General features: G+C 73.1%; 10 protein-coding genes and 1 pseudogene. 4 read left to right on the top strand and 7 right to left on the bottom strand.

Features of this window, described 5'->3' with window-relative positions; genetic code table 11:
• Positions 1 to 294 (bottom strand): alpha/beta fold hydrolase (locus tag B118_RS0112715; RefSeq protein WP_028192865.1); only part of this gene is annotated, 294 nt, incomplete at its 3' end.
• A gap of 359 nt (positions 295 to 653) precedes the next feature.
• On the opposite strand from B118_RS0112715, the gene B118_RS0112710 reads away from it, so the two are divergent.
• Positions 654 to 1,046, top strand: coding sequence for a winged helix-turn-helix transcriptional regulator (locus tag B118_RS0112710; RefSeq protein WP_018812988.1), 393 nt, complete (start codon positions 654 to 656; stop codon positions 1,044 to 1,046).
• Here the strand turns inward: B118_RS0112710 and B118_RS0112705 are convergent, their stop codons facing one another.
• On the bottom strand, positions 1,047 to 1,454 hold the full coding sequence (locus B118_RS0112705; RefSeq protein ID WP_018222071.1) for a RidA family protein: 408 nt from the start codon (positions 1,452 to 1,454) through the stop codon (positions 1,047 to 1,049).
• Between the two features lie 178 nt (positions 1,455 to 1,632).
• On the opposite strand from B118_RS0112705, the gene B118_RS0112700 reads away from it, so the two are divergent.
• From B118_RS0112700 to B118_RS0112690, 3 genes are read left to right on the top strand one after another with little or no spacing between them, the layout of a single operon-like run.
• Positions 1,633 to 2,241, top strand: coding sequence for a PadR family transcriptional regulator (locus B118_RS0112700; RefSeq protein ID WP_028192864.1), 609 nt, complete (start codon positions 1,633 to 1,635; stop codon positions 2,239 to 2,241).
• Positions 2,238 to 2,960: an ABC transporter ATP-binding protein gene (locus B118_RS0112695; protein ID WP_028192863.1), complete on the top strand. Its 723-nt coding sequence runs from the start codon at positions 2,238 to 2,240 to the stop codon at positions 2,958 to 2,960. The genes B118_RS0112700 and B118_RS0112695 overlap by 4 nt, the downstream gene beginning before the upstream one ends.
• Positions 2,957 to 5,404: an FtsX-like permease family protein gene (locus B118_RS0112690; protein ID WP_028192862.1), complete on the top strand. Its 2,448-nt coding sequence runs from the start codon at positions 2,957 to 2,959 to the stop codon at positions 5,402 to 5,404. The genes B118_RS0112695 and B118_RS0112690 overlap by 4 nt, the downstream gene beginning before the upstream one ends.
• On the opposite strand, the pseudogene B118_RS33640 reads toward B118_RS0112690, so the two are convergent.
• The 5 genes and pseudogenes from B118_RS33640 to B118_RS0112660 all read right to left on the bottom strand — a co-directional run.
• Positions 5,402 to 6,220, bottom strand: a pseudogene (locus tag B118_RS33640) (ECF transporter S component); the annotation flags it as partial. The gene B118_RS0112690 and the pseudogene B118_RS33640 sit on opposite strands and share 3 nt — an antisense overlap.
• Positions 6,217 to 7,848: an ABC transporter ATP-binding protein gene (locus B118_RS0112675; protein ID WP_028192861.1), complete on the bottom strand. Its 1,632-nt coding sequence runs from the start codon at positions 7,846 to 7,848 to the stop codon at positions 6,217 to 6,219. The pseudogene B118_RS33640 and the gene B118_RS0112675, both read right to left, overlap by 4 nt.
• A complete protein-coding gene (locus B118_RS0112670) occupies positions 7,845 to 8,993 on the bottom strand; it encodes a CbiQ family ECF transporter T component (RefSeq protein ID WP_028189074.1) in 1,149 nt (382 codons plus the stop codon). The genes B118_RS0112675 and B118_RS0112670 overlap by 4 nt, the downstream gene beginning before the upstream one ends.
• Entirely contained in the window at positions 8,986 to 9,876 is an 891-nt protein-coding gene (locus B118_RS0112665) for a hypothetical protein (protein ID WP_043541285.1), read from the bottom strand. The genes B118_RS0112670 and B118_RS0112665 overlap by 8 nt, the downstream gene beginning before the upstream one ends.
• Positions 9,873 to 11,306 carry a prenyltransferase/squalene oxidase repeat-containing protein gene (locus B118_RS0112660; RefSeq protein ID WP_028192859.1) on the bottom strand — a complete coding sequence of 478 codons (1,434 nt, stop codon included), beginning with the start codon at positions 11,304 to 11,306 and terminating at the stop codon, positions 9,873 to 9,875. Before B118_RS0112660 ends, B118_RS0112665 begins: the two co-directional genes overlap by 4 nt.
• Positions 11,307 to 11,338 lie beyond the last annotated feature (32 nt).

Below are 11,338 nucleotides of genomic sequence, written 5' to 3'. Positions count from 1 at the left end.
GAAGCCGACCAGGACCACGTCGGTGAGGTCCAGGGTCTCCAGGACCGCGTTCAGGTCGCCGGCGAAGGTGTCGTAGTCGTAGCCGACGGTGGGTTGGCTGGACTGACCGAAGCCCCGCCGGTCGTAGGTGATCACCCGGTAGCCGGCCTTGAGTAGGGCCGCGGACTGCTTCTCCCACGAGTGCCCGTCCAGGGGGTAGCCGTGGATGAGTACCACCGGCTGTCCCTGACCGTGGTCCTCGTAGTACACGTCGATGTTGGTGCTGTTCTCGGTTCCCACGGTGATGAATGGCACGGTAACCCCTCAGTTAAGGAGAACGACCGTTCGCAGCCGCTCTGGATGTCACTCTAGAGAACGAACGTTCTCAGCGCCAGCTTTTGCTGAAATACCCGCGGTGACGAGCGTCATGCGATCAAACCACCGGGAGTCCTACCTGCTGGCGAGGGCTCGAGGTCGATCCACCCCCGCCGTCGCCGACCGACGAGGTGGTCCACGGGCACTTGCGGAACGCCCGCCGGCTCTACCGCAGCCGTGGCGTCCACGCCGTGGGTGTGCCGTCGTCGTTGCGGCCGGGGCACCTGCGTAGACGCCTCTTGTCTCCGTTTCGCCAGTACTCTCTTGTGGTTACTGAGGATCTGATGGAGAGTGAACGGATGGGCAACCGACACGAGGCGAGCGAGCTGCTGCCAGACGCCGATCTGGCGCGTGCCGATTCGCTGGCACGGGAGATCTTCTCCGACGTGGCCAACAAGTGGGCATTCCTGATCATCGAGTTCATCGGACAACGCACCATGCGCTTCGGTGAACTACGCGACGAGGTCGGCGGCATCAGCCACAAGATGCTCACCCAGAACCTGCGGATGCTGGAACGCAACGGCCTGGTCGAGCGAACCGTGTATCCCACCATCCCGCCCCGGGTCGAGTACACCCTCACCGAGGCGGGTGAGGCGCTACGCAGCGTCGTCGACGGCATGTGCGGCTGGACTCAACGCCACTTCAGCCACATCGAGTCGTCGCGGCGCCGCTTCGACACCTCGCAGGTGTGATCAGTCGAGGACGGCGGTCGCCTCAACCTCGACCAGGTGTTCGGGAGTATCCAACGCCGCGGCTCCGTACAGTGAGGCCGGAGCAATGGGTGTGGTGCCCAGCTTGGCCGACGCCCGCTCGATGCCCTCGAGCAACTCCGGCATCCGCTCCGGGGTCCAGTCGACGACATGCACCGTCAACTTCACCACATCGGCGAAGGACGCCCCGACGCCAGCCAGTGCGGTACCGACGTTGAGGTAGCACTGCTCGACCTGGGCGGCCAGGTCGCCTTCGCCGATCGTCTTACCGTCGGCGTCCCAGGAGACCTGCCCGGCGACGTGGATCAGCTTGGAACCGGTCGCCACCGACACCTGCCGGTACACGTCGACCACGGGAAGTCCGCTCGGGTTGACCAGGGTTACGGCCATGATGACCGCCTCCTTTCGCTCTCTTTCGGTTACTAGAACACCATAGGAAACCGATCGTATGCAGGGAAGAAGGCACTTTTTCGAACCCCAGGAACCTTTCGGTAACCAGTTAGCTCGGCCGCGTCCAGCTCCAGGAAGGAGTTACTAAGTAAGTAGTTACCTGGTAAGTTCCCCTGCCATGCAGCGAAACGCGGTGCGGTGGGGGCTGTTGGCCCTCTTCGTGGACGGTCCGAAATACGGGTACCAGCTCCGAACGGAGCTCGACACACGTACCGGTGGCAGCTGGGCGGTGAACGTCGGTCAGATCTACACCACCCTGGACCGCCTGGTCCGCGACGGCCTCGTCGCCACCGAAGGTGCGGACGCCGAGGGGCGAGAGCTGTACATGCTCACCGAGCCCGGGCGGGTGGCGCTCGCCGAGTGGTACCTCACCCCCGTCACCGAGACGGAGCGCCCCCGCAACGAGTTGGCGATCAAGTTGGCGATGGCCGCGCGGGACCCGAGTGTGGACATCACGATCGTGGTGCAGCATCAGCGCACCGAGTCGATGCGGCAGCTGCGGGACTACACCGACCTGCGCCGACAGGCCAACGAGGATGTTGACCTCACCTGGTCGCTGTTCCTCGACCACCTGATTTTCGCCCTGGAGGGTGAGCTCCGGTGGCTGGACCATGTGGAGGCGACGGTGCTGCGGCGGCGGTACACCCGGCCCGCGCCCGCGTCCACGTATGCGCCGACCCCGCCCGAGGCTGCCGAAATCGCTGAGTCGGGGCGGGCCCGGCGGTGAGCGACGTGGTGTTGCGGCTGGCCGAGGTGGAACGGGTCTACCGGGCCGGCGAGGGCTCGGTGTGGGCGTTGGCCGGGGTCAGCCTGACCGTTCGGGCCGGTGAACTGGTCGCGGTGATGGGGCCGTCCGGTTCGGGGAAGTCCACCCTGCTCTCCATCGCCGGTGGGCTGGAGGTGCCCACCTCCGGGTCGGTGGAGGTGGCGGGGGTTCGGCTCGGCGGGCTCGATTCGACGGCGGTGGCCCACCTGCGCCGGGACCGCATCGGCTATGTGTTCCAGGACTTCAACCTGGTGACCGACCTGACCGCGGCGGAGAACGTCGCCCTGCCGTTGGAACTCGGCGGCAGCAGTGCGCGGGCGGCCCGCGCCTCGGCTATCACCGCGCTGGACGAGGTGGGCCTGCCCGAGGTTGCCGACCGGTTTCCCGATCAGCTCTCCGGTGGGCAGCAGCAGCGGGTGGCGATCGCCCGCGCCCTGGTCGGCGAGCGCCGGTTGGTGCTGGCGGACGAGCCGACCGGTGCCCTCGACTCGCAGACCAGCCTCGCGGTGTTGCAGGTCCTGCGGGCGCGGATCGACGGCGGGGCGGCTGGTGTGCTGGTCACGCACGAGGCGCGGTACGCCGGCTGGGCGGACCGCACGGTCTTTCTCCGAGATGGGCGACTGGTGGACACCACCCCGGAGCGCGACGATGCCCGGCGGCTGCTGGCGGAGCCGTCGTGAGCGCCGCCGGCCGGTTCGGTTCGTGGCGGGTCGCGCTGCGCATCACTCGTCGCTCCGCGCTGCGGCATCGGGTCCGGAGCGCGCTGATCCTGCTGATGCTCTTCGTCCCCGCCTACGCCGGCACCGTCCTGCTGGCGAGTTGGAGCAACCTCAGCGGCACCTCGGCGCAGAACGCCACCTTCACGTTTGGCCAGGCCGATCTGATCGTTGACTCCGACAGCCCGATCGTGGCCACCCTGCCGTCGGGCAGCCACACCCTCGGGTTGACGCAGGCCCGCACGGTGGTCCGCGGCCCGGAGGACCTGCGCGTGTCGGACTACGAGGCGACCGACCCGGAGCACCCGCTGAACCAGGGTCGGTATGTGCTCCGGTCCGGGCGGGCCCCCGACGGGCCGGCCGAGGTGGCGCTGACCCGGGCGATGGCCAACGAACTGGGCCTGGAGTTGGGGGGCCGGCTGACCGCCGGGATGCCGCAGCGGGAGCTCACCGTGGTGGGGCTGATCGACTGGAGTCGGTCGTTGCGCGCCGCTGGGCTGCTCGTTCCCAATGACGCGCCGCTCTCCTCGGCGGGCGGCAGGTTGATGGTGCAACTGCCGCCGGGCAGTGGGTGGTCGCCCCCGGAGCCCAGCTCCTATGGGAAACGGAGTGCCCCTGGCGCCGCGGAACGTCGGATCGAGGCGGCGGCGACGGTGCTCGTGGTCAGCTTCGCCGGCACCCAGGTTGTGCTCCTGGTTGGTGCGGCATTCACCGTCGGCGCCGCCCGGCAACGTCGGGAGTTGGCGTTGGTGGCCGCCGCCGGTGCCACCGCTGCGCAGGTCCGCAGGGTGGTCGTCGCCGGTGGGATGCTGCTGGGCGCCATCTCCGCGACCGCCGGAGTGTTCCTGGGGCTGGTGACCTTCGCCCTGGCCGGTCCGCTCATCGAACGCATCGCCGACCACCCGTTGACCGAGGTGTCGATCCCCGGTGGGCAGGTGGCGGGGGCCGCGGCGCTCACCCTGCTCCTGGCGGTCCTGGCGGCGGTGCTGCCGGCGCGCGCCCTCCGGGGGCGACCCCTGCGCGGTGCCCTGGGCGGCCAGCGGGACCAGTCCCGGTTGGACCAGGTCGCGCTGGCGGTCGGAGTGGGGCTGATCGCTGTCGCCGCGGTCGCGTTGCTGGTCTCCGGCAACCCGGAGGGTCAACCGGCCGTGCTCGCCGCCGGCGGCGTCGCCCTGTTGCTCGGGGTCGTCATGTGCACGCCCGCGCTGGTACGGGTGAGCGCGCCCCTGGCGCGGGTGCTGCCCATGCCGGCCCGGTTGGCGCTGCGCCACGCCGGACGGCATCGGCTCCGCACCGCTGCGGCGATAGCCGCGGTGCTCGCCGCCGTCGCCGGTAGCGTCGCGCTCGCGCTGGCCGGCGGGGCCCGTGGTGTCGCCGCCCCCACCCAGGTGGAGGCACGGCCCGGCCAGGTCCTGGTGCCAGCGGACCTCGCCGACCTGCTGGGGCCAGCCGGGTTGGCGCGACTGGCCGCGCCCCTGCCGGCCCGCGCCGTAGTACCACTAAGGACAGTCGATAGCCTCTATCCCACCGTGTTCCGGGACCTCTCCGACAGCACCACCGATCCCACCGTCTTTCGCGCCCACGAGCAGCGCGACATCGCCGTCGGCGGGGCGGAGGTCGTGCGGCTGGTGACCGGTCGGGCCGCCACCGCCGCCGAGGTGGCTGCCCTGGATCAGGGAGACGCGGTGGTCTTCAACGACGCCCTGGCCGCGGGCGGTCAGGTCACCCTGCTGCCTCGCGGGTCGGAGCCCAGCTCGGCGGCGCCCACCTCGCTGCCGGCCGTCGTGGCCGCCCAACAGGAGTACTTCCCCAAGCTTCCCGGCCTGGTGATCTCACCCGCGACCGCGCAGCGCCTCGGGCTGGACACCCAGCCCCGGCAGGTGGTCATCGACCCGAGCCGCACACCCTCCGATGCGGAGCTGGAGCAGGCGAACGCGGTGCTGCTGCAGGCGCAGCTCGCCGCCGGTAGGTCGCACTCGCCGGCCACCGTCGCGGCCGCCGAGCCCGGCCAGGACACCCGCCGCAGCACCACCATGTTCTACCTGCTGGCCGGGGTGAGCGTCCTGGTCACCCTGGTTGCCAGCACCGTGGCGGTCGGCCTGGCGGCGACCGACCTCCGCCCCGACCTAGCCACCATGGCGGCGGTCGGCGCCACCGGGCGTACCCGACGGCGCATCGCCGCGGCCCAGGCCGGGTTCATCGTCGGCGCCGGAACCCTGCTCGGCCTGGTCTCCGGCATCGGGACGGCTGCGGCCTACGTCGGCTACCACATCGAGCTGCGCTGGCACGTAGCCTGGCCCGCCCTGCTGGCGGTCGTGCTGGTCCCACCCGTGCTGGCGATCGTCGCGGCCCGCGGGTCGGCCCGCGGCGGGCTTCCCCGCCCGCGGAGGCAGGAGCGAAGTCGGTAGCGACGCCGGCAGTACCCGCTCGGGGGCGGCGAAGGTCACCGGAGCGCCGAAGGCGGCCTTGCGGGCGGCGCGGCGCAGCGCGGCGAGCACCGCCGGGCCGGCGAGGGCGATCATCACGGCGGTGGTGATCGCCCGTCCGGTGTCCCAGCCGAAGGTGGAGGTCACCGCGGTGAAGATGACGAAGCGGTGCAGGTTCTCCAGGACCGGCGCGCCGGCCACGTAGGAGAGTTGGGTCTCCGCGCCGGCGCTGAACGGCCAGAACCAGAGGTTCATCAGCAGCCCGTAGCCGTAGGCGGCGAGCGCGCCGTACCCGACCAGGAGAGCGACCTCGGCGCGACCGCGGGGCCGGCGGGGGAGCAGGCCGGCGCCGAGCCCCACCCAGGAGGCGGCGAGCATCTGGAACGGCAGCCAGGGGCCGACGCCGGCGGTGAGCAACGCGGAGGCGAACAGCGACGTGGCGCCGAGCAGGAAGCCGAACCCCGGTCCGAAGACCCGGCCGGCGAGGACGAGTAGGAAGAACACCGTCTCGATCCCGGCGGTACCGGCACCGAGCGGGCGCAGCGCGGCGTTGACCGCGGCGAGCACCCCGAGCAGCGCCAGGGCCTTGCTGTCGATCCCGCCCGAGGTGAGTTCCGCCAGCACCAGCGCCACCAGCACCGGCAACATGACGACGAAGACCAGCGGCGCCTCGCCGGCGCGGGCGGTGCTCTCCGGCTGCACCGGGACGAAGAGCGGCCAGGCGAAGGTGGCCAGCGCGGCTACCGACGCGAGCACCAGCACCACGGCGGTGCGCGGAGCGACCCGCAGCACACTCACGCCGGCTCCCGCTCCGCCACCAGCGTCGCGGCGACCTGATCCACGGTCAGCCACGGCGCCGGGGCGAGCACCTTGGCGACCTGCGGGGCGAAGGCGGGCGAGGCGAGCATGACCTCCGCGGTGCTGCCGTCGGCCACGATCTCACCGTCGGCCAGCACGATCACCCGGTCGGCCAGCGCCGCGACCAGCTCCACGTCGTGCGTCGCCACCACCACGCCGCGCCCGGAGTCGGCCAACCCGCGCACCAGCGCGACGAACTGCCGCTTGGCGAGGTAGTCCAGGCCGCGGGTCGGCTCGTCCAGCAGCACCACCGGCGGGGCGGCGGTGAGCTGCACCGCGAGCGCGAGCGCCAGCCGCTGCCCCTCGGAGAGGTCCCGCGGGTGCTGGTCACCGGGCAGACCGGGGGTGAGCTGGTCCAGCAGGGCGCGACAGGTGCCGGCCGCGGCCCCGGTCTCCTGGTCGGCCTGGTGGCACTCACCGTCGACCGTCTCCAGGTAGAGCAGGTCGCCCGGGGTCTGCGGAACCAGCCCGACCTGCCGGCGGGCCTGGTGGGCCGGCAGGCTCTTCGGGTCGACGGCCCCCGCCGCGCCGGTGACGGTCACCGCGCCGCCGTGCCGGGGGCCGCTGCCCTGCACAGCCCAGAGCAGGCTGGACTTTCCGGAACCGTTGCGCCCCATCAAGGCGACGACCTGGCCAACCTGGAGGTCGAGATCGACGCCGGCCACGGCCACGGTGCCCGGATACCGTACGACGATCTTCCGCGCGCTCAGCACCGTCGTCGACTCCGGGGCGGAAGCCGGCGCGGGTGGCGCCCCCTCGCCGAGCCGCCCACGCAGCTCGGCGGCGCGGCGTCGGGCGTCGCGGACCGACAGCGGCAGCGGGTCCCAGCCGGCCAGGCGACCCAGCTCGACCAGGGGTGGGGCCAGCTCCACGCCGGCCAGTACCACCGCCGGCGGACCGTCGACCACCCGTCCGTCGCCGGGCAGGTAGAGCAGGCGGTCGGCGTACTGCATGACCCGTTCGAGGCGGTGCTCGGCCAGCACCACGGTGACGCCGAGATCGTGGACCAGCCGGGTGACCGCGGCGAGGACGTCCTCGGCGGCCGTGGGGTCCAGCGCGGAGGTGGGCTCGTCGAGCACCAGGACCCGGGGGTGGCTGGTGAGGACGGCACCGATGGCCACCCGTTGCTGTTGCCCACCGGAGAGGGTCCGGAGTGGCCGGTCGCGTAGCTCGGCGATGCCGAGCAGGTCCAGCGTCTCCTCCACCCGCTTGCGCATCGCCGCCGGCGGCAGGGAGAGCTGCTCCATCCCGTATGCCAGCTCCTCCTCGACGGTGTCGGTGACGAACCCGGAGAGCGGGTCCTGGCCGACCACGCCGACCACGTCGGCGAGGTCGCGGGGTGGGTGCCGGCGGGTGTCCCGGCCGTCCACGGTGACCGAGCCGTACAGGGTGCCACCGGTGAAGTGCGGCACCAGCCCGTTGATCGCCCGCAGCAGGGTCGACTTGCCGGCCCCGGTACGCCCGGCGACCAGGCACAGCTCGCCCTCCTCGACGGTCAGCGTCACGTCCCGCAGCGGTGGCGGCCTGTCCTCGGTGTAGCGGACGGTCACCCGGTCAAATGTGATCATATGTGATCTTTCGGGACAGGTGTCGGCGGCGGGGCGAGCCAGGCCGGTACGGCCGCGACGGCGACGGCGAGCAGCAGCAGCGGGGTCAGCTCGGGCCAGGTGGGCGGGCTGACCGGCGGGTAGAGCAACTCCGGGTCGGCCGTGCCGGCCAGCATCATGAGGCCGGCCGTGACGACCCCACAACCGGCGACGAGCAGCTCGGCCAGCTGCCAGCGGTCCGGCCGGTAGCGGCTGCGGCGGACCCGACGGCCGGCCAGCAGCATGCCGCCCACGGCGGTGGCCAGCCCGGCGAGGAGCAGCGGTAGCCCCAGGTAGCCGGGCCCGACGGTGTCGAGCAGCCCGTAGGTGCCGGCGCAGACGCCGAGCAGGCCGCCGAGCACCAGCGTGCCGGTGACCGCCCGCTGCCCGGCGGGGACCGCTTCGGTCCGGCCGTAGCCACGCGAGTCCATCGCCGCGGCCAGGGCCAGCGACCGGTCCAACGCGTCGGCCAACACCGGCAGCGCGACGCCCCGAAACGCCCGCGTCCCCCGCCCGGACGCACCCCGCAGCCGGCGGGCCCGCCGGACCCGCAGCACACTCTCCACCAGCTGCGGAGCGACCGACAGGGCGACCACCACCGCCGTCCCCACCGCGTACAACGCTCCCGGTACGGCCTTGAGGAGCCGCTTCGGGTTCGCCAGAGCGTTCGCCGCGCCCAAACAGATCAGCATCGTCGCCAACCGGAGCCCGTCGTAGAACCCACCGAGGACCTGCTCGGCGGCGACCGGCCCGAGCAGGCGGATACCCGTCGCCCACTCCGGCAGTGGGATCTCCGGCAACCGGACCAGCACGTGTCCGCCCTGCCCGCCACCGAAGACGATCCGGAACACCACCCGCATCGCGACGATCACCACGCCGAGCCAGACGTACATCCGGAATGCCAGCGCCCAGGGGGCGTGCCCACGTCGCCGCACGACCACCAACGCGGCGACCGCGACCAGCAGGGTGAGCCCCAGCGGGTTGGTGGTGTGGCTGGCCGCGGTGGCCAGCCCGAGCGCCCACAGCCACCAGGCGCCCGGGTGCAGCCCGCGGGGCAGGCGCCAGGCGGACCAGCGGGCCGACCATCGATCGAGGGTCGCGGGGCGGTCCGCCGGGGCGTCAGTCATCTGGTTCGGCGACCCGCCGTCGTCGGGCGGCGACCAGACCCCCGGCGGTGAGTGCGGCCAGCAGCAGCACCCCGGCCAGCGTGCCCAGCGGCACGCCCCCCTCCTCGCGGGCGGCGACGGCGTCGGTCAGCACGGGCTCGTCGGCGGAGCCCGACCGCGTCAAGGCGGTGGCAGTCACCGGGGACGGGCGGTCCGCCGCGCTGGCCGACGGCGCGGCGGCGGCCGAGGTCGACGGGCCAACGGTGGTCGGCCCGCCGGTTGCCCCGGGCTGACCACCGTCGGCGGGCGGCGGCGCGACGGGTCCGCCTGCCGGCGGCGGTGCCACCGGTACGTCGCTCGCCGGCGGTGCTGCCGGCAGTGCCGGTGGCGAGGCGGACGGCGGCGGTGCGGGGCGGCTCGGGGTGACCCCCGGGCGGGGTGCGTCGGCGGGGTCGCGGTTGAGGGAGAACGACCAGCCGTCGAAGCTGCCCGCCGGGGGCGTACGGTTCAGCACCCCCTTGTTGCTGTAGGTCCAGCTGCCCCCGTTCGGGGCGTGCCAGTATGACCAGTAGGCGCTGCCCGGCGGCGTGTCGACGCACTTCTCCGCGTCCGCCGACGGTCTGCCCTCGATCCGGCAGATGAATCCCTCGCCCCAGCGCATCGTGCCGGTGATCTGGAAGCCGGCGCTCTTCAGCGCCGCCAGCCCGGTGGCCTGGCTGCCCGGGGCGCAGCGGACCACGGTCCCGCCCCCCAGTTCGTTGAAGTCGACCACGACGGTGACGCCGGAGGCGTCCGGGCAGTAGCCGGCGGACCCGGCGGCCGCCGCCGGGCTCCCCGGCCCGATCACCGAGCCGGCGGCGACCAGGGCGACGGCCACCGAGCCGCGGAGCGTCCGGCGGCTCAATTCGCCCGCCGGCGGCCGAGGATGAGCAGCCCGACGCCGCCACCGAGCAGCAGCACCGCGAGCAGTACGTAGCTGGTGATCGCGGCGCCGGTGGTCGGCAGCCCACCCGGGCTGGAGGTGGTCGGCGTGGGAGTCACCGGAGCGCTGCCGGTCGGTGACGCGGCGGGCGGCTCCGACGGGGCGGTCCCGGTGGCGCTCGGTGTCGGGCTGGCGGTGGCTGTGCCGGTCGGCGTCGGCGATCCGGTGGCGGTCGGCGAGGCGGTGCCGGTCGGGGTGGGCTGCCCGGTCGGTGTCGGGTCGAGGCCGATCCGACCCAGCGGCACCTGGGCGAGCCCGAGCAGGGCCTGGGCGGTGGCCCGACGCCACTCGTCCCGGCTGTTGTCGCCGAGTCCTTTCTCGACGGCGCCGGCGAGCCCGTCGGCGTCGTAGGCGATGGCGCCCGCCTCCGCGGTGGCCGCCCCGCCGTTGGCGGCGGTCAGCTGGAGCGCGGCCAGCGCCACCGCCGCCTCGGTGGCCTCCGGGTCACGGCCGGCGGCGGCGAGGGCCTGTCCGGCCAGGCCGGTGCTGTTGGAGTTCTTTCCGGTGGTCGGTCCGGAGCCGCCGAACGATCCGTCGGTGTGCTGCTGGGACACCAGCCAGTCCGCGCCGGCGGCGGCCGCGGCGGCGGCGCCGGCGGCACCGTTCTCGGCGGCGCTCAGCAGCGCCTGCACGGCCATCGCGGTCGAGTCGACGTCGAGGGTGGCGTCGGGTTGGTCGTCGCAGGACGGTGAGGGCCCGTCCGCGGTGTCCGGGTAGAGGCGGAAGCCGCCCGCCGCGCACTGCTGCCGGATGAGGAAGTCCACCACGTCCTGCGGTACGCCACCGCTGCGGGTCAGGCCCAGCACGGCGAAGGACTGGTCGAAGGTGTTACTGGGGGCCAGGCCGGCCTGCGCGGCGGGTCGGTTGGTGAGCCGTCCCCGCTGGTGGTCGGCGTCCGCCCCGGCGATCATCGACAGGGTCTCGGCCCGCAGGTCGTAGCCGCCGAAGTCGGTGGGGTCGGCGCTGGAGGCGGAGGCGGCGTAGAGCAGCTTCGCGGTCGCCCCGCCGTCGGTGACGTCCTTGGGGCTCCAGTTGTCCCAGCTGTTGTAGGCGCGCACGTTCGCCGCGATTTGGGCGGTCGCCGCCTGCCGGGTCGACGGGTCGACCCCGGTGGCGGAGAGGGCGAGGAGACCGTCGATGGTCAGCCCCCAGTCCTCCGCCTCCGGGTTGAACGGGCTGGGCAGGACGCCGTCGGTGAATTCGTCGGCCAGCCAGGACGCGGCCGCGCGGGCCGCGGCGGCGTGGGCCGGGTCGGGTGCCGCCCCCACGGTTGGGGGAGCGGCAGCTACCGCGGCGAGGGTGGTTGCCGCGGCCACGCCGAGACCGGTGGCGAGGCGCCGGGACAGGGCCATGAGGGGTGCCTTTCATAGCGGAGGGTGAGCTC

The sequence above is a fragment of the Salinispora pacifica CNR114 genome (assembly GCF_000514775.1).
In the GTDB taxonomy this organism is placed as follows: Bacteria; Actinomycetota; Actinomycetes; order Mycobacteriales; family Micromonosporaceae; genus Micromonospora; species Micromonospora pacifica.
The sequence above is the reverse complement of the archived record's forward strand: the minus strand, read 5'-3'. Positions and strand labels throughout refer to the sequence as shown.